At 65.8% G+C, this 17094-nt stretch carries 15 protein-coding genes; 4 read left to right on the forward strand and 11 right to left on the reverse strand.

All coding sequences use genetic code 11. The annotated features are described in order from the left end of the window. Positions 1 to 7 precede the first annotated feature (7 nt). The 4 genes from KSS93_RS00660 to KSS93_RS00675 form a co-directional block, all read right to left on the reverse strand. On the reverse strand, positions 8 to 1732 hold the full coding sequence (locus tag KSS93_RS00660; RefSeq protein ID WP_217886743.1) for a putative 2-aminoethylphosphonate ABC transporter permease subunit: 1725 nt from the start codon (positions 1730 to 1732) through the stop codon (positions 8 to 10). Between the two features lies 1 nt (position 1733). Then, a complete protein-coding gene (locus KSS93_RS00665) occupies positions 1734 to 2792 on the reverse strand; it encodes a putative 2-aminoethylphosphonate ABC transporter ATP-binding protein (RefSeq protein WP_217886744.1) in 1059 nt (352 codons plus the stop codon). A gap of 200 nt (positions 2793 to 2992) precedes the next feature. Continuing rightward, positions 2993 to 3862: a LysR family transcriptional regulator gene (locus tag KSS93_RS00670; protein WP_217886745.1), complete on the reverse strand. Its 870-nt coding sequence runs from the start codon at positions 3860 to 3862 to the stop codon at positions 2993 to 2995. 57 nt (positions 3863 to 3919) lie between these two features. Beyond that, on the reverse strand, positions 3920 to 6151 hold the full coding sequence (locus tag KSS93_RS00675) for a heavy metal translocating P-type ATPase (protein WP_217886746.1): 2232 nt from the start codon (positions 6149 to 6151) through the stop codon (positions 3920 to 3922). A gap of 125 nt (positions 6152 to 6276) precedes the next feature. On the opposite strand from KSS93_RS00675, the gene cadR reads away from it, so the two are divergent. Beyond that, positions 6277 to 6720 carry a cadmium resistance transcriptional regulator CadR gene (gene cadR, locus KSS93_RS00680; protein ID WP_217886747.1) on the forward strand — a complete coding sequence of 148 codons (444 nt, stop codon included), beginning with the start codon at positions 6277 to 6279 and terminating at the stop codon, positions 6718 to 6720. 126 nt (positions 6721 to 6846) lie between these two features. Here the strand turns inward: cadR and KSS93_RS00685 are convergent, their stop codons facing one another. The 3 genes from KSS93_RS00685 to KSS93_RS00695 are packed head-to-tail and all read right to left on the reverse strand — an operon-like array spanning position 6847 to position 9477. Beyond that, positions 6847 to 7818: a thymidylate synthase gene (locus KSS93_RS00685; protein ID WP_217886748.1), complete on the reverse strand. Its 972-nt coding sequence runs from the start codon at positions 7816 to 7818 to the stop codon at positions 6847 to 6849. 50 nt (positions 7819 to 7868) lie between these two features. After that, positions 7869 to 8678 carry a prolipoprotein diacylglyceryl transferase gene (gene lgt / locus KSS93_RS00690; RefSeq protein WP_217886749.1) on the reverse strand — a complete coding sequence of 270 codons (810 nt, stop codon included), beginning with the start codon at positions 8676 to 8678 and terminating at the stop codon, positions 7869 to 7871. A gap of 16 nt (positions 8679 to 8694) precedes the next feature. Next, a complete protein-coding gene (locus tag KSS93_RS00695; protein ID WP_217886750.1) occupies positions 8695 to 9477 on the reverse strand; it encodes a sulfite exporter TauE/SafE family protein in 783 nt (260 codons plus the stop codon). A gap of 130 nt (positions 9478 to 9607) precedes the next feature. Here KSS93_RS00695 and KSS93_RS00700 point away from each other — a divergent pair, with 130 nt between their 5' ends. Continuing rightward, positions 9608 to 10354: an NRDE family protein gene (locus tag KSS93_RS00700; protein ID WP_217886751.1), complete on the forward strand. Its 747-nt coding sequence runs from the start codon at positions 9608 to 9610 to the stop codon at positions 10352 to 10354. A 78-nt stretch (positions 10355 to 10432) separates the two neighbouring features. On the opposite strand, the gene ptsP is transcribed toward KSS93_RS00700, so the two are convergent. Together ptsP and KSS93_RS00710 are read right to left on the reverse strand one after the other, a co-directional pair. Further along, positions 10433 to 12712, reverse strand: coding sequence for a phosphoenolpyruvate--protein phosphotransferase (gene ptsP / locus KSS93_RS00705; RefSeq protein ID WP_217841304.1), 2280 nt, complete (start codon positions 12710 to 12712; stop codon positions 10433 to 10435). A 22-nt stretch (positions 12713 to 12734) separates the two neighbouring features. Further along, positions 12735 to 13214 (reverse strand): RNA pyrophosphohydrolase, encoded by a 480-nt coding sequence (locus KSS93_RS00710; RefSeq protein ID WP_028688498.1) that lies wholly within the window; start codon positions 13212 to 13214, stop codon positions 12735 to 12737. Positions 13215 to 13354: 140 nt separating this feature from the next. Between KSS93_RS00710 and KSS93_RS00715 the strand changes: the two genes are divergently transcribed. Continuing rightward, the gene (locus tag KSS93_RS00715; protein ID WP_217886752.1) at positions 13355 to 14011 is read left to right on the forward strand and encodes a histidinol-phosphatase; all 657 of its coding nucleotides are present in this window, start codon (positions 13355 to 13357) and stop codon (positions 14009 to 14011) included. Positions 14012 to 14140: 129 nt separating this feature from the next. On the opposite strand, the gene KSS93_RS00720 is transcribed toward KSS93_RS00715, so the two are convergent. Both KSS93_RS00720 and ilvA read right to left on the reverse strand, forming a co-directional pair. Continuing rightward, positions 14141 to 14566, reverse strand: a complete 426-nt coding sequence (locus KSS93_RS00720; RefSeq protein ID WP_217886753.1) for a DUF2269 domain-containing protein — start codon at positions 14564 to 14566, stop codon at positions 14141 to 14143. Between the two features lie 129 nt (positions 14567 to 14695). Beyond that, entirely contained in the window at positions 14696 to 16210 is a 1515-nt protein-coding gene (gene ilvA, locus KSS93_RS00725) for a threonine ammonia-lyase, biosynthetic (protein ID WP_217886754.1), read from the reverse strand. A 135-nt stretch (positions 16211 to 16345) separates the two neighbouring features. On the opposite strand from ilvA, the gene rpiA reads away from it, so the two are divergent. After that, positions 16346 to 17020 carry a ribose-5-phosphate isomerase RpiA gene (gene rpiA / locus KSS93_RS00730; protein ID WP_217886755.1) on the forward strand — a complete coding sequence of 225 codons (675 nt, stop codon included), beginning with the start codon at positions 16346 to 16348 and terminating at the stop codon, positions 17018 to 17020. The last annotated feature ends 74 nt before the right edge of the window (positions 17021 to 17094 follow it).

Genomic DNA, 17094 nt, shown 5'->3' on the forward strand with positions numbered 1-17094 from the left:
CAGTCGGTCAATGGCCGGGGGCGCGCTGGCGCCAGGCCTGGGAGCGGCGCAACAGGCCGCGGGAAGCTGCGGCCAGCAGCAGCGAGGCGCCGGCACTGGTGAGCAGAATCAAGGTGGACATGGCGGCGGCGCCGCCGACGTTGCCGGCATCGTCCATGTTCAGCACGGCGACGGCGGCAAGGATGGTGTCAGGGCTGTACAGGAAGATCGCCGCCGACACCGTGGTCATGGCCGAGACGAACAGGTAGCGGATGATGTCCAGCAGCGCCGGCAGGCAGATCGGCACGGTGACCCGCAGAAAGTGCCTGTACAGCGGCGCCTTGAGCGACAGCGCGGCAGCCTCGAACTCGCCGTCGAGCTGGCGCAGGGCGGTGGTGGCGGTCATCTGCGCGGTGGTCAGGTAGTGGGCGATGGTGCACAGCACCAGCAGCGCCATGCTGGCGTACAGCACATGCAGCGGGTTGCCGGCGAGGTTGAAAAAGAACACGTAGCCCAGGCCCAGCACCAGCCCGGGCACTGCCATGGGAATGAAGCTGAGCAGGCGCAGGCTTTGGTTGAGCAGGCGCTGGCCGGAGGTTTTCTCCATCAGGTAGGCGCCGGTGAAAATCACCACGCTGCCGATCAGCGCGGTGCACAGGGCCATGGTCACGCTGTTGCGGTAGGCCAGCCAGCCGCCGCCGGCGGTGTCGTCGAACATGTAGTGCTTGAGCGACAGCGACAGGTTGTACGGCCAGAATTTGACCAGGGACGAGTACACCGCCATGCCGATCACCGCCAGCAATGCGGCGCATACCAGCAGCACCAGCGCCAGGTAGCAGCCGTCGCGCAGCTTGCACGGCTTGGGCTCGAACACCTGGGCACGGCCACTCATGGCCTCGCCCTGGCGCCGGCGCAGCCAGGCATCCACCGCAAAGCTGAGCAGCGCCGGCACCAGCAGCACCATGCCGATCAGCGCGCCGCGGCCGAACTGCTGCTGGCCGACCACCGCCTTGTAGGCTTCCAGCGCCAGCACCTGATAGTCGCCGCCCACCACCACCGGCACGCCGAAATCGGTGATGGTCAGGGTGAACACCAGGCAAAACGCCGCGAACACCGCCTGGCGCGTGGCCGGCCAGGTGATGCTGCAGAACGCCCGGGCGGGGCCGGCGCCCATGCTGGAGGCGGCATCGAACAGCCGCGCATCGGCCAGCGACAGGGCCGACAGCAGAATCATCAGCGCGTGGGGGAAGGTGTAGATGGCCTCGCCGACAACGATGCCCCAGAAACCGTAGATGTTGTCGCTGAGCAGCCCGCGCAGCAGCCCCTGATTGCCGAACAGGTACACCAGGGCGATGGCCGGCAGCATCGACGGCGCCAGCAGCGGCAGCAGCGAGATGCCGCGCCACAGGCCCTTGGCCGGGATCAGCGTGCGTTGCAGGGCGTAGGCGAACAGGTAGGCCAGCGGCACCACGATGGCGGCCACGGTGAAGGCCACCGACAGGCTGTTGCCCAGCAGCCAGTGGAAGTTCGCGCTGGCGAACAGTTCGCGCGCGGCCAGCAGGCCACCACCCTGGCCGGCCTCACCACTGAAGCCTTTCCAGAAGATCGCCAGCAACGGCAGCAGCACCGCCAGCACCAGCAACAGCAGCAGCAGGCTCTTGCCGCCGACCACGAACAGGCGGTCCCCCAGGGCGGCGCCATTGCGCGGCGCGGGCTTGGCAGCGCTGAGCGGCAGGGTCATGGGCGCGGCCATCTCAGGCAAACACCTGCAGGCTCTGCGGCGGCAAGGCCACCCAGATGTCCTGCGAGCCCAGACGCGGCATGGCTTCTGGCGCAAGCTCGGCGAGCAGCGCGTGGCCCGGCAGGGCCTTGAGTTCGAAGCTCATGCGGCAGCGGTTGCCAAGGAAGGTGATCTCGCGGACCTTGGCCGGGAACAGGTTTTCTTCATGCACGATCGGGTTGACGGTGATCGCCTCGGGGCGGCAGAACAGCCGGCCACTGCTGGCGCTGCCGGCGTTGCTGCCCAGGCGCATGTGCATGCCGCCCACCTGGGCGTGGCTGGCGCTGCTGCGCTGGAACGGCAGCCAGTTGCCCTGGCCGACGAACTCGGCGACAAACGGCGTGGCCGGCTGATCGTAGATTTGCTGGGGCGTGGCGTACTGCTCGACCTGGCCGTTGCTCATCACGGCGATGCGGTCGGCCATCAGCATGGCCTCGTCCTGGTTGTGGGTGACCATCAGCGTGGTGATACCCAACTGGCGTTGCAGCTGGCGCAGCTCGGTGCACAGGTGCTCGCGCACCCGGGCATCGAGGGCCGACATCGGCTCATCGAGCAGCAGCAGCGAAGGCGACGGCGCCAGCGCCCGGGCCAGGGCCACCCGCTGTTGCTGGCCGCCGGACAGCTGGCCGGGGTACTTCTTTTCGCTACCCAAAAGGCCCACCAGCTCGAGCATGTCGCGCACCCGCTGGCGCGCCTCGTCACGGCTGCTGCCGGTCAGGCCGTAGGCGATGTTGGCTTCGACGCTGAGGTTGGGGAACAGCGCGTAGGACTGGAACAGGATGCCGTAGTCACGGGCCTGGGGTGGCAGCTTGGAGATGTCGCGCTCGCCGATGTACAGCTCGCCACGGTCCTGGCGCTCCAGACCGGCAATGCAGCGCAGCAGGGTGGTCTTGCCGCAGCCCGAGGGGCCCAGCAGGCACACCAGCTCGCCGGCGGCGATGTCCAGGGACACGTCGTTGAGCGCGGTGAAGGCGCCGAAACGCTTGTGGATGCCACGCACTTTCATGTGCGCGCCAGGGGTTGCGTGGTTCATGGCAGGGCCTCATCGAAGAGATGGGGCCCATGCTAGGAAGGCAGTGCGAAGGTTCTGTGGCGTTTGGGCAAAAGCCGGTGATAGTGGTATTGGCGGATTTTGTAGTGGCCTTGAGGGCCTCTTCGCGGGCAAGCCCGCTCCCACAGGGTCGTCACATTACCTGTGGGAGCGGGCTTGCCCGCGAAGAATCCAGCACCGCTCTAGAACTGCGAACCCACCACTTCCTGCGCCACCCCGAGGAAGGCCGCCGGCAACCTGGCCTGGCGCCGCTCCTTCAGGCAGTACAGGTACTCGTGCATCACCGGTGCATTGTCCAGTGCCAGCACCCGCAGCTCGGGGTTATGCGGCACTTCGTGGCGGGCGATGATGCTGATGCCGATATTGCGCAGCACCGCCTCGCGGATCGACTCGCGGCTGCCGATTTCCAGCAGCGCCCCGGCCTTCACCCCGGCGTCCTGCATCATCTGCTCGGTGAGTTTGCGGGTGGTCGAGCCTTTTTCGCGCATCAGCAGGCAATGCCCGGCCACCACCTCGATGGACACCGCCTGGCGCTGGGCCAGCGGGTGGTTGCGGTGCACCGCCAGCACCAGCGGGTCGGTGCCCAGCACCCGGCGCACCAGGCGGGCGTCCTCCAGCAGTTGCGAGGAGGCGGCGATGTCCACCCGGTAGTCCTCGAGCATTTCCAGCACCTGCTGCGAGTTGCCGATTTCCACCGCCACTTCCACCTGGGGCAGACGTTCGCGAAAGATCTTCACCAGGTCCAGGATGTAGTACGGCGCGGTGGCGGCAATGCGCAGGCTGCCCTGGGCCTGGCCGCTGTTGCGCAGCTCGAACTCGATATCGGCCTCCTGCTGCAGCAGCGTCTTGACCATCGGCAGCAGGCGCACGCCCTCCTCGCTGAGCACCAGGCGCCGGCCGCCGCGGTAGAACAGCTCGACGTTGTACTGGCTTTCGAGGTTGCGGATCTGTGTGGTCACCGTGGGCTGGCTGAGGCCGAGCTTTTTTGCCGCCAGGGTGATGCTGCCCTGGCGGGCCACCATGTAGAAGGCTTTGAGCTCGGCGCTGAGCATTGTGGATAACCTCTAGTTGAACAGACCTGCTGCGCTTCTACAGGGGGGCGTTTGGGTTTATTTACGTAGCAAGCGCAGGCCGTTGAACACCACCAGCAAACTCACCCCCATGTCGGCGAACACTGCCATCCACAGGGTGGCCATGCCGGCGAAGGTGATTGCCAAAAAGATCGCCTTCACCCCAAGCGCCAGCACGATGTTCTGCACCAGGATCGCCGCACTTTGCCGCGACAGCCTGACGAAGGCCGGGATTTTGCGCAAGTCGTCGTCCATCAGCGCCACGTCGGCGGTCTCGATGGCGGTGTCGGTGCCGGCGGCGGCCATGGCGAAGCCGATTTCGGCGCGGGCCAGGGCCGGTGCGTCGTTGATGCCGTCGCCGACCATGCCCACGCGGTGGCCCTGGGCATACAGCGCCTCGATGCTGGCGAGCTTGTCGGCCGGCAGCAGGTTGCCCTCGGCGCGGTCGATGCCCACCTGGGCGGCGATGGCCTGGGCGGTGTGCGGGTTGTCGCCGGTGAGCATGACGGTCTTGATGCCCAGTGCGTGCAACTCGGCGATGGCCTGGCGGCTGCTGTCCTTGACCGTGTCGGCCACGGCGAACAGGGCCAGCGGGCCGGAACGGTCGAGCAGCAGCACCACGGTCTTGCCTTGGCGTTCCAGCACGTCCAGTTGCGCTTCAAGTTCCGCGGAGCACAGGCCCAGTTCTTCCACCAGGCGATGGTTGCCCAGGTGGTAGGTTTGCCCGTTGATATCCCCACGCACACCGCGACCGGCCAGGGCGGCGAACTCGGTAACGTCGCTCAGGGCAATGTTCTGTGCCTTGGCGAACTGGGCGATGGCGCCGGACACCGGGTGGTCGGAACGGGCCGCAAGGCTGGCAGCCAGGGCCTGGGCGCGGCCGTCGAACAACGGGTCGAGCACCTGGCTGTCGGTTTGCACCGGCTTGCCGTGGGTGATGGTGCCGGTCTTGTCCAGGGCCAGGAAGTCCAGCTTGCGGCCGCCCTCCAGGTACACCCCGCCCTTGATCAGGATGCCCTTGCGTGCAGCGGCAGCCAGGCCGCTGACGATGGTCACCGGGGTGGAGATCACCAGGGCGCACGGGCAGGCGACGACCAGCAGCACCAGGGCGCGGTACACCCAGTCGAACCAGGCGCCGGCCATGAACAGCGGCGGCACCAGCGCCACGGCCAGAGCCACGGCGAACACTGCAGGGGTGTAGATGCGCGAAAACTGGTCGACAAAGCGCTGGGTCGGGGCACGGGCGCCTTGCGCTTCTTCCACGGCCTTGATGATGCGCGCCAGGGTCGATTGGCCAGCAGCGGCGGTCACGCGGTATTCAAGCGAGCCGGCCTGGTTGATGGTGCCGGCGAACAGCTTGTCGCCGGCTGCCTTCTCTACCGGCAGGCTTTCGCCGGTGATCGGTGCCTGATCGACGCTGGATTGGCCGCTGAGCACTTCGCCGTCCAGCCCGATGCGCTCGCCGGGGCGTACCCGCACCAGCGCGCCGATGGCCACCTCGCGCACCTGCACTTCGTGCCACTGGCCGTCGGCCTTCTGCACGGTGGCCATGTCCGGCGCCAGCTGCATCAGGCCGCCGATGGCATTGCGCGCACGGTCCAGGGAGCGGGCTTCGATCAGCTCGGCGATGGTGAACAGCACCATCACCATGGCTGCCTCGGGCCATTGGCCGATCAGCACGGCGCCGGTCACGGCAATGCTCATCAGCGCGTTGATGTTGAGGTTGCGGTTTTTCAGGGCGATCCAGCCCTTTTTGTAGGTGCCCAGACCGCAGCCGAGGATGGCCGCCAGGGCCAGCAAGGCGACCACCCACTCCGGTGCTTTTCCTGAGAAGTGCACAATTTCGGCGGCAATCGCGGCAATACCCGACAGCGCCAGCGGCCAGACACTTTTCTTCACCGCCTGTGGGGCGCTGTCGTCTGCGGCAGCCATGGGCTCGGCCTTCATGCCCAGGCTGTCGATGGCCTGCTCGATCGCGACCGTGCCATCGAGGGTGTGGTGCACGCCCAGCACGCGGTTGATCAGGTTGAATTCCAGCTGCTCGACGCCCGGCAGCTTGCCGAGCTTGTCCTGGATCAGAGTCTGCTCGGTGGGGCAGTCCATGGCCTGGATGCGAAAGCGGCTGAGGCGCGCACCGGCGCTGGCCTTGGCGGTCAGTTGCACCTTGGCGGGTGCAGCCTTGCTGGCGCAGCAGCTGTGGGCGTGCGGGTGCTCGCCATGAGGGTGCTCGGCATGGTCATGCTTGTGATCGTGGCTGACAGGCTGGTTCATGGAATCATCCTTAACTGGGCACGGGCCTGGCGGGACTGGTTTGCCGGGGCCCGCAGGGGTATCTGTTGCCAAGTGAACACCCTGTAGCCACTATAGGGTCAAGCCCTGTTTTGGAGAGGCGTGCCATGAAGATCGGCGAACTGGCCAAGGCCACCGACTGTGCGGTGGAAACCATCCGCTACTACGAACGCGAGCAATTGCTGCCGGAGCCGGCCCGCACCGAGGGCAACTACCGGCTTTACACCCAGGCCCACGTGGAACGGCTGACGTTCATCCGCAACTGCCGCACCCTGGACATGACCCTGGATGAAATCCGCAGCCTGCTGCGCCTGCGCGACAGCCCGGATGGCTCGTGCGGCAGCGTCAATGCGCTGATCGACGAGCATATCGAGCATGTGCAGGCGCGGATCGACGGGTTGATGGCGTTGCAGGCGCAACTGGTGGAGTTGCGCAGGCAGTGCAATGCGCAGGGGGCGGAGTGCGCGATCTTGCAGCAGTTGGAGACCAACGGGGCGGTGACGGTGCCGGAGGTGGAGCATTCCCATGTGGGGCGCAGTCATGGGCATTGAGAATGCTGGGGGCGCTGAGCGCCCCTTTCGCGGCACAAGGCCGCTCCTACAGACGAACGCGCGCCCCTGTAGGAGCGGCCTTGTGCCGCGATTGGGCTGCGCAGCAGCCCCCAGCTATCTAAGGGGTCAGACCGCCATCGGCGCCGTCAGCGGCGCATGGTGCTCATAGCCTTCCAGCCAGAAGTCGCTCGGCTCGATCTTCTCCAGCCACTCAGGCTCGTACTTGCCGGTATCGACAAACGCCGGCACGCGGTCGCTGATCACCAGCTTGGGCGCGGCCAGCGGCTCGCGCTTCATCTGCTCGTTCAGCATGTCCAGGTGGTTCTCGTACACATGGGCATCGCCGATGAAGTAGGTGAACCAGCGCGGGGTGTAGCCGGTCAGGCGGCCGAACAGCGACAGCAGCGCGGCGCCTTCGGTGAGGTTGAACGGCGTGCCCAGGCCCAGGTCGTTGGAGCGGATGTAGAGGGTCAGGGAGATCTCTTTGGTCTCTACATTCGGGTGGAACTGGTACAGCAGGTGGCACGGCGGCAGGGCCATTTCGTCCAGCTGGGCGCAGTTCCAGCCGTGGAACAGGATGCGCCGGCTGCCCGGGTCGTTGGCGATGGTGTCCAGGCACTGGCGCACCTGGTCGATGGCCTTGTACAGGATGACGAACGCCTGGCCGTCTTCTTCGTCCTTGGCGATCTGGCGGAAACCGGCCTTTTCGGCCATTTCGATGGCCGCCGGGTTGCTCAGCGGGATGCGCTTGTAACCCGGCCACTGGCGCCATTGCACGCCGTAGATCTCGCCGAGGTCGTCATGCCCCTGGCGGAACGGGTTGGCCAGCCACTGGGCGTTCTCGTTGGCGTTCTGGTCCCAGACCTTGCAGCCCAGTTCGCGGAATTGGCCGGCGTTTTTCACGCCGCGCAAGAAGCCCACCATTTCGCCGATCGCCGACTTGAACGCCAGCTTGCGCGTGGTGACGGCCGGGAAGCCCTTTTGCAGGTCGAAACGCAGCATGGCGCCCGGCAGGCTGATGGTGCGGATACCGGTGCGGTTTGCCTGCAGCGTGCCGTTTTCGATGACGTCACGGACCAGGTCCAGATACTGTTTCATGGCTTACCTGTAGCGAACACGGCAGGGGGATCGCCCCTGCCGTGGTGGGTTCATTGGGCGGGTGTCGCCGTTGGCTTGCGATTATAAGCCCACCAGATCAGGCCGAGGCCAGCCAGGATCATCGGCACGCAGAGAATCTGACCCATGGTCAGCCAGCCCCAGGCGATGTAACCCAGTTGGGCGTCCGGTACGCGGACGAACTCGACGATGAAACGGAAGATGCCGTAGAACAGCGCGAACATGCCGGAAACCGCCATGGTCGGGCGCGGCTTGCGCGAAAACAGCCAGAGGATGACGAACAGCGCCACGCCTTCCAGGGCGAACTGGTACAGCTGTGAAGGGTGGCGCGGCAACTGGGCAGGGTCACTGAACGGCGGGAAGATCATCGCCCATGGCACGTCGGTGGGCTTGCCCCACAGCTCGGCGTTGATGAAGTTGCCGATACGCCCGGCGCCCAGGCCGATCGGCACCAGCGGGGCGACGAAGTCCATCAGTTCGAAGAACGACTTGTTGTTGCGCTTGCCGAACCACAGCGCCGCCAGCATCACGCCGATGAAGCCGCCATGGAACGACATGCCGCCTTTCCACACCTCGAAGATCAGGGTCGGGTTGGCCAGGTACTGGTGCAGGTCGTAGAACAGCACGTAGCCCAGGCGGCCCCCGACGATCACCCCCATCGACAGCCAGAACACCAGGTCGGAGAGTTTCTCGCGGCTCCAGGTGGGGTCGAAGCGGTTGAGCCGACGCGAAGCCAGCAGCCACGCGCCGCCGATGCCGATCAGGTACATCAGGCCGTACCAGTGGATTTTCAGCGGCCCGAGGGCCACGGCCACGGGGTCGATCTGCGGGTAAGGCAGCATGGTTAGTCCTCTTGGTTCAAATCAGAAAGCTTGCGCCGACGCAGAACAGCAGCGCGGCGAACAGGCGCTTGAGCAGGCGCGGCGACAGCTTGTGTGCCAGGCGCGCGCCAAAGCGGGCGAAGAACATGCTGGTGACGGCAATGCCGACCAGCGCGGGCAGGTACACGTAACCCAGGCTGTGGGCCGGTAAATGCTGCTCGTGCCAGCCCAGCCACATGAAGCTCAGGGCGCTGGCCACGGCAATGGGCAGCCCGCAGGCCGACGAGGTGGCCACTGCCTGCTGCATCGGCAAGCTGCGCCAGGTCAAAAACGGTACGGTCAGCGAGCCGCCGCCGATACCGAAAATCGCCGAGGCCCAACCGATCACCCCGCCTGCGGCAGTCAGCGCCGGCTTGCCGGGGATGCTGCGGCTGGCTTTGGGCTTGACGTCCAGGGCCATCTGCACGGCGATCACCAGGGCGAACACACCGATGATCTTCTGCAGCATCGGGCCCTGGATCAGCGAGGCGGTCTTGGCCCCGACCAGCGCGCCGAGCAGGATGCCGAGGGTCATCCAGGCAAAGATCGGCCACTGCACCGCGCCCTTGCGCTGGTGCTCGAGCACCGCATTGATCGAGGTGAAGACGATGGTCGCAAGCGACGTGCCGACCGCCAGGTGGGTGAGCACCGCAGGGTCGAAGCCTTGCAGGGTGAAGCTGAACACCAGCACCGGGACGATGATGATGCCGCCGCCCACGCCGAACAGCCCGGCCAGCACGCCGGCACAGGCTCCCAACAGCAGGTAGAGTACGAATTCCATTCGCCGCCCCAGTGAAAACGATGCGGCATGGTAACGGAAGCCGCGCCTGTGGCTCTAGTGAACTCTGTGTCAGGTGATGGCCTGGGGCCGGGGGCGCGGGTAGAGTGGCGAAAAACACAAGGGGCAACCTATGTGCCTGATCGTCTTCGCCTGGCAGCCCGGAGCCGCCCGGCCGCTGATCGTTGCGGCCAACCGTGACGAGTTCTACGCCCGCCCCACCCAGGCCCTGGCGGCCTGGGAAGACGCGCCGGGGGTGCACGCCGGGCGCGACCTGGAGGCCGGCGGCACTTGGCTTGGGGTCGGGCCGCAGGGGCGCTTTGCGGCGCTGACCAATATCCGCGACCCCGGCAAAGCGCCGGGGCCGCGTTCGCGGGGCGAGTTGGTGGCCAACTTTCTGAGCGGCGAGCTGGGCGTCGAGGCTTACCTGGACCAAGTGGCCAGCCGCGCCGGGCAATATTCCGGGTTCAACCTGCTGGTGGGGGATGGCCAGCGGCTAGGTTACCTGCATGCCCGCGAAGCCGCGCCGCGTTTGCTGCCAGCGGGCGTATACGGGTTGTCCAATGCGGGGCTGGATACGCCGTGGCCGAAGCTTGTGAAGGCGCGCAGGGGGCTGGAGGGGCTGCTTGAATCGGCCGAGCCGCAGCGCTTGCTGGAATTGCTGGCCGATGGCGAGCCGGCGGCGGATGCCGAACTGCCGGAAACCGGCGTGGGGCTGGCTACCGAGAAGCTGCTGTCGAGTGTGTTCATTGCCAGCCACAACTATGGCACGCGGGCGAGTACGGTTTTGATTGTGGATAAGTCTGGCCGGCGGCACATGGTAGAGCGCAGTTTTGGGCCGTTTGGCGGGCATTTGGGCGAGGTCAGCCTGGAAATCTGATCGCGGGGCAAGCCCGCTCCCACGCCATGTGCCAGAGGGTGGGAGCGGGCTTGCCCCGCGATAGGGCCGGTGCAGGCCTCAGAGGCTTTTGTTGGCCCCTGGCCCGATCATCCGCGCCAGGCCCAGGTTCTTCAGGGCCAGCTGCAGCGCGCTATGGGTGAGTTGCGGGTTGTCGTGGCTCAAGGCATCGGCCAGCAGTTCCTTGGCCTTGCTCATGTTCACCTGGCGCAGCATCCACTTCACCTTCGGCAGGTTGGTGGCGTTCATCGACAGGCTGTCAAAACCCATGGCCATCAGCAAAATCGCCGCCGCCGGGTCACCGGCCATCTCGCCGCAGATGCTCACCGGCTTGCCTTCGCCATGGGCATCGCGCACCACGGTGTTGAGCGCCTGCAGCACCGCCGGGTGCAGGTAGTCGTACAGGTCGGCGACCCGCGGGTTGTTGCGGTCCACCGCCAGCAGGTACTGGGTCAGGTCGTTGGAGCCCACCGAAAGGAAGTCCACCTGGCGCGCCAGTTCCTTGGTCTGGTACACCGCAGCGGGGATTTCCACCATCACCCCCACCGGCGGCATCGGCACGTCGGTGCCTTCGTCACGCACCTCGCCCCAGGCGCGATGGATAAGATGCAGGGCTTCTTCCAGCTCGTGAATGCCGGAGATCATCGGCAGCAGAATACGCAGGTTGTTCAGGCCCTCGCTGGCCTTGAGCATGGCGCGGGTCTGCACCAGGAAGATTTCCGGGTGATCGAGGGTGACGCGGATGCCGCGCCAGCCGAGGAACGGGTTTTCTTCCTTGATCGGGAAGTACGACAGCGCCTTGTCACCGCCGATGTCGAGGGTACGCATGGTCACCGGCAGCGGGTGGAAGGCCTGCAGTTGCTCGCGGTAGATCGCCAGCTGTTCCTTCTCGCTGGGGAAGCGCTGGTTGATCATGAACGGCACTTCGGTGCGGTACAGGCCCACGCCCTCGGCGCCGCGCTGCTGGGCGCGAGCGACGTCGGCGAGCAGGCCGGTGTTGACCCACAGCGGCATGCGGTGGCCGTCAGGGGTGATGCATGGCAGCTCGCGCAGTGCGTCCAGGCCTTGAGCGAGCTGGCGTTCTTCCTCGACCACTTCGCTGTACTGCTTGCGCAATACTTCGCCGGGGTTGGTGAATACCTCGCCCTTGTAGCCGTCGACGATCAGCTCGATGCCGTCGACCTTCGAATACGGCAAGTCGACCAGGCCCATGACGGTGGGGATGCCCATCGCCCGGGCGAGAATCGCCACGTGGGAGTTGCCCGAGCCCAGTACCGAAACCAGGCCCACCAGCTTGCCTTCAGGCACTTCGCCGAGCATGGCCGGGGTGAGTTCTTCGCTGACCAGGATGGTATTGTCCTGGTACACCATCGCCTGCGAGCGGGCCTCTTGCAGGTAGGCCAGCAGGCGCCGGCCCAGGTCCTTGACGTCGGAGGCGCGCTCGCGCAGGTAGTCGTCGTCCATCAGTTCGAAGCGGTTGACGTGCTCGCCGACCACCTGGCGCAGGGCGCCCTGGGCCCACTGGCCGGTCTTGATGACGGCGACCACCTCGCCACCGAGGGCGGCGTCTTCGAGCATCATCAGGTACACGTCGAACAGCGCACGCTCTTCGGGGCGCAGCTGGGTGGCGAGCTTGGCCGACAGCTTGCGCATGTCTTCGCGCACGCCTTCGAGGGCGTTGTTGAACAGCTTGAGTTCGGTGTCGATGTCTTCGACGGTCTTGTCCGGCACCACCTCGAGGTCGGCCGGTGGCAGCATCACCACGGCGCGGCCCACGGCAGCGCCCGGCGAGCCCGGCACGCCGACGAAGCGCGCCTCCTGGATGCCCTTGCCCTGGCGCCCCAGGCCACGGATGGACCCGGTGGCCTCGGCGTGGGCGATAACCCCGGCGAGCTGAGCGCTCATGGTGACCAGGAAGGCTTCTTCGCCTTCGTCGAACTGGCGGCGCTCCTTCTGCTGGATGACCAGCACCCCGACCACGCGGCGGTGGTGGATGATCGGTGCGCCGAGGAAGGAGGCGAAGCGTTCCTCGCCGGTTTCGGCGAAGTAGCGGTAACGCGGGTGGTCGGCGGCGTTTTCGAGGTTCAGCGGCTCCTCGCGGGTGCCAACCAGGCCCACCAGGCCTTCGTTGGGGGCCATGCTGACCTTGCCGATCGAGCGCTTGTTCAGGCCTTCGGTGGCCATCAGCACGAAGCGGTTGGTTTCCGGGTCGAGCAGGTAAACCGAGCAGACCTGGCTGCCCATGGCCTCCTTGACGCGCAAGACAATGATACCCAACGCCGTCTTGAGATCTTTGGCGGAGTTCACTTCCTGGACGATCTTGCGCAGCGTATTGAGCATGGCTCGGGGTCGGACTCCGTCGTCAGTCGCGCGTCAGCAGGCGCGGGGCTAGCTCTTTCAGGGCGCGCCGGTACACCTCGCGCTTGAATGTCACCACCTGGCCCAACGGATACCAGTAGCTGACCCAGCGCCAGCCGTCGAATTCCGGTTTGCCGGTGAGGTCCATGCGCACCCGTTGCTCATTGCTAACAAGGCGCAGCAAAAACCACTTCTGTTTCTGGCCGATACACAGCGGCTGGCTGTGGGTACGCACCAGGCGCTGCGGTAAACGATAACGCAACCAGCCACGGGTGCAGGCAAGAATTTCCACGTCCTGGCGTTCCAGGCCCACTTCTTCGTTCAGCTCGCGGTACAGGGCGTCTTCTGGGGTCTCGTCAGGGTTGATGCCACCCTGGGGGAACTGCCAGGCATCCTGGTTGATCCGGCGAGCCCATAGCACCTGCCCGGCATCATTCGTAAGAATGATCCCGACATTGGGGCGAAAACCATCCGGGTCGATCACGGCAGCAACCTCGCAAACGCATGTCACCGCATTGTTCCACAAAGCCTGCGAGCGCAGCAACGCACCCGCAAGCTTATGTGCAGCACGGTGAAAACGCCGTATTCTGCGGGGCCTCCCGAAGATTTGCGCGAGACTTGCACATGCGCCTGGCTTTATTCGATCTGGACAATACCCTCCTCGGCGGCGACAGCGACCATGCCTGGGGTGACTACCTGTGCGAACGGGGCATTCTCGACCCGGTCGCGTACAAGGCACGCAACGATGCCTTCTACCAGGACTACCTCAACGGCACCCTGGACCTACAAGCCTACCTGGCCTTCTCCATGGAAATTTTCGCCGCCACCGAACCTGCACAACTGGAGCAGTGGCACCGCGAGTTCATGCGCGACTGCATCGAGCCGATCATCCTGCCCAAGGCCCTGGCGTTGCTGCAGCAGCACCGCGAGGCGGGCGACCAACTGGTGATCATCACCGCCACCAACCGCTTCGTCACCGCGCCCATCGCCCGCCGCCTGGGCGTGCGCGTGCTGCTGGCCACCGAATGCGAGATGCACGACGGGCGCTATACCGGGCGCAGTACCGATATACCCTGTTTCCGTGAAGGCAAGGTGACGCGGCTGAACCGCTGGATGCTGGAGAACGGCTTCGACCTGCAGGACAGCTACTTCTATAGCGACTCGCTGAACGACCTGCCTTTATTGGAGCAGGTCACTCACGCAGTGGCCGTGGACCCGGACCCGAAGCTGCGCGCCGAAGCCGAGGCGCGGGGGTGGCCGGTGATTTCGTTGCGCGATTGATGTATTCCTGACCCTGCCCTTTCGCGGGCAAGCCCGCTCCCACAGGTACTGCGCAGGCCTTCAAGCCAGTGAGATCCCTGTAGGAGCGGGCTTGCCCGCGAAGAGGCCGGTATGGGCAGCCCAATACTGTCAGACCGGCTTGGCGCCCATCAGCCCGGCAATCGACAAAAAGCACACCCCGCTGAACACCGCCAGCGCCAGGGTGAACTTCAGCCCCACCAGCTCGGCCTTGCGCAGCCGGTTCAGGCGCACCAGCAGCCACCACACGGCGAAGGCACCGAAGGTATAGATGACGCTGGAGGCCAACACCCAGGTCTGCCCCAGCGGCCAGCCCACCAGGTGCACCAGCCACCAACCGGTGAACGGCATGCTCACCAGGCACAGCCCCATCAGCAACCAGACGAACACCAGCGGCCGGCGCAGCAGCTTGGCATAGGCCTCGCTGTCGCCCTTGCGCTTGGCCAGCACGGTCCAGATGGCCAGGCCCAGGGCGCTGAGCAGCAGGATGGCGGTGGCGGCGATGTGCAGGGTCTTGAGGGTGGTCAGGTGTTCCATGTCTTGGTTGTCCTTAAGCAGGCCATTTTGCAGCAGCTTCTTCGCGGGCAAGCCCGCTCCCACAGGTACCGCACAGGCCCTGGTGCCCGCGAATAACCTGTAGGAGCCGGCTTGCCGGCGATGGCGCCATCAGCCCAAGAATAGCTTGTAAGCCGGGTTCTCGGTCTCGTCCCAATACGGGTAGCCGATCTTGGCCAGCGCCGCCGGCACCAGGTGGCGCTCCTCCTCCGGCACCTGCAGCCCCGCCACCACGCGCCCGTCAGCCGCGCCATGGTTGCGGTAGTGGAACATCGAGATGTTCCAGCGCCCACCCAGCTTGTTGAGGAAGTTGAACAATGCCCCGGGGCGCTCGGGGAACTCGAAGCGCAGTACCATCTCGTCGCTGGCCCCGGCCGAATGGCCGCCGACCATGTGACGGATGTGCAGCTTGGCCAGTTCGTTGTCGGTCAGGTCGGTTACCGGGAAGCCCTGCTCGGTCAGTTGCTGCACCAGCAACGCACGCGGGTCGTTTTCCGGATGGGTCTGCACGCCGACGAAAATGTGCGCTTCGTCCGAGGTGTGCTTGCGGTAGTTGAATTCGGTGATCTGGCGCTTGCCGATGGCCTCGCAGAACGCCTTGAAGCTGCCTGGCCGCTCGGGGATGGTCACGGCGATGATGGCTTCGCGCTTCTCACCCAGTTCGGCGCGCTCGGCCACGTGGCGCAGGCGGTCGAAATTGACGTTGGCACCCGAATCGATGGCCACCAGGGTTTGCCCGGCCACGCCCTTGAGCTCGACGTACTTCTTGATGCCCGCCACGCCCAGTGCGCCGGCAGGCTCGGTGATCGAGCGGGTATCGTCGTAGATATCCTTGATGGCCGCGCAGATCTCGTCAGTGCTGACGGTGATCACCTCATCCACATGGTGGCGGCAGATATCGAAGGTATGCTGGCCGATCTGCGCCACCGCCACGCCGTCGGCGAACAGCCCGACCTGCGGCAGCACCACCCGCTCGCCGGCAGCCAGGGCGGCCTGCAGGCAGTTGGAATCGTCCGGCTCGACGCCGATCACCTTGATTTCCGGGCGCAGGTACTTCACGTAGGCGGCAATACCGGCAATCAACCCGCCGCCGCCCACCGGCACGAAGATCGCGTCCAGCCGGCCCGGGTGCTGGCGCAGGATCTCCATGGCCACGGTGCCTTGGCCGGCGATGGTGTGCGGGTCGTCGTAGGGGTGGATGTAGACCAGGCCCTTTTCGTCGACCAGCTTCAGCGAATAGGCCAGCGCCTCGGGGAACGAGTCGCCGTGCAGCACCACCTTGCCGCCGCGCGAGCGCACGCCTTCGATCTTGATCTCGGGGGTGGTCTTGGGCATCACGATGGTAGCCTTGATGCCCAGTTCCCGCGCCGCCAGGGCCAGGCCCTGGGCGTGGTTGCCGGCAGAAGCCGTGACCACGCCGCGGGCCAGTTCCTCGGCGCTGAGCTGCGCCAGCTTGTTGTACGCCCCGCGGATCTTGAACGAGAACACCGGCTGCAGGTCTTCGCGCTTGAGCAGCACGCTGTTGCCCAAGCGCTTGCTCAGCTGCCCGGCGCTGTGCAGCGGGGTTTCGACGGCAACGTCGTAGACGCGCGAGGTGAGGATCTTCTTGACGTACTGTTCGAGCATCGGGAAAGCATCACTGGGCCGCGGGACAAGGGCTGGGAGTCTACCGCAGCGGGCTGTCGGGCGACCACAGCAAAGCCGCGCGAGCCGTTATACTAGGCGACTTTGAAATCCGCCCTGCCCCTTCCCGGAGCCCGCATGACCCAGGACCAACTGAAACAGGCCGTCGCCCAGGCCGCTGTCGACCTCATCCTCCCCAAGCTGGATGAGAAAAGCGTCGTCGGCGTCGGCACAGGCTCCACCGCCAACTTCTTCATCGACGCCCTGGCCCAGCACAAGACCGCCTTCGACGGCGCCGTAGCCAGCTCCGAGGCCACCGCCCAGCGCCTGAAAGGCCATGGCATCCCGGTGTACGAGCTGAACAGCGTCAGCGAGCTGGAGTTCTACGTGGACGGCGCCGACGAGAGCGATGCGCACCTGAACCTGATCAAGGGCGGCGGCGCGGCCCTGACCCGCGAGAAGATCGTCGCGGCAGTGGCCAAGACCTTCATCTGCATCGCCGACGCCAGCAAGCTGGTGCCGGTGCTGGGCGCCTTCGCGCTGCCGGTCGAGGTGATCCCCATGGCCCGCAGCCACGTGGCGCGCCAGCTGGTCAAGCTGGGCGGCGACCCGGTTTACCGCGAAGGCGTGCTGACCGACAACGGCAACGTGATCCTGGACGTGCACAACCTGCAGATCACCAACCCGGTGGAGCTCGAGGCGCAGATCAACGCCATCGTCGGCGTGGTCACCAATGGCCTGTTCGCCGCCCGCCCGGCCGATGTGCTGCTGCTGGGTACCGCCGAAGGCGTGAAGACGGTCAAGGCCGAGTGATCCCATCGCGGGGCAAGCCCGCTCCCACAGGGGTCTCATGACCTGCGTGGGAGCGGGCTTGCCCCGCGATTGTG

It is taken from the genome of Pseudomonas xanthosomatis (genome assembly GCF_019139835.1).
GTDB classification, from domain to species: Bacteria; Pseudomonadota; Gammaproteobacteria; order Pseudomonadales; family Pseudomonadaceae; genus Aquipseudomonas; species Aquipseudomonas fakonensis.

Excerpts from the sequence above, each read along its gene's own strand:
- KSS93_RS00660 (WP_217886743.1), bottom strand. The coding sequence starts at position 1,732 with ATGGCCGCGCCCATGACCCTGCCGCTCAGCGCTGCCAAGCCCGCGCCG.
- KSS93_RS00665 (WP_217886744.1), bottom strand. The coding sequence starts at position 2,792 with ATGAACCACGCAACCCCTGGCGCGCACATGAAAGTGCGTGGCATCCAC.
- KSS93_RS00670 (WP_217886745.1), bottom strand. The coding sequence starts at position 3,862 with ATGCTCAGCGCCGAGCTCAAAGCCTTCTACATGGTGGCCCGCCAGGGC.
- KSS93_RS00675 (WP_217886746.1), bottom strand. The coding sequence starts at position 6,151 with ATGAACCAGCCTGTCAGCCACGATCACAAGCATGACCATGCCGAGCAC.
- cadR (WP_217886747.1), top strand. The coding sequence starts at position 6,277 with ATGAAGATCGGCGAACTGGCCAAGGCCACCGACTGTGCGGTGGAAACC.
- KSS93_RS00685 (WP_217886748.1), bottom strand. The coding sequence starts at position 7,818 with ATGAAACAGTATCTGGACCTGGTCCGTGACGTCATCGAAAACGGCACG.
- lgt (WP_217886749.1), bottom strand. The coding sequence starts at position 8,678 with ATGCTGCCTTACCCGCAGATCGACCCCGTGGCCGTGGCCCTCGGGCCG.
- KSS93_RS00695 (WP_217886750.1), bottom strand. The coding sequence starts at position 9,477 with ATGGAATTCGTACTCTACCTGCTGTTGGGAGCCTGTGCCGGCGTGCTG.
- KSS93_RS00700 (WP_217886751.1), top strand. The coding sequence starts at position 9,608 with ATGTGCCTGATCGTCTTCGCCTGGCAGCCCGGAGCCGCCCGGCCGCTG.
- ptsP (WP_217841304.1), bottom strand. The coding sequence starts at position 12,712 with ATGCTCAATACGCTGCGCAAGATCGTCCAGGAAGTGAACTCCGCCAAA.
- KSS93_RS00715 (WP_217886752.1), top strand. The coding sequence starts at position 13,355 with ATGCGCCTGGCTTTATTCGATCTGGACAATACCCTCCTCGGCGGCGAC.
- KSS93_RS00720 (WP_217886753.1), bottom strand. The coding sequence starts at position 14,566 with ATGGAACACCTGACCACCCTCAAGACCCTGCACATCGCCGCCACCGCC.
- ilvA (WP_217886754.1), bottom strand. The coding sequence starts at position 16,210 with ATGCTCGAACAGTACGTCAAGAAGATCCTCACCTCGCGCGTCTACGAC.
- rpiA (WP_217886755.1), top strand. The coding sequence starts at position 16,346 with ATGACCCAGGACCAACTGAAACAGGCCGTCGCCCAGGCCGCTGTCGAC.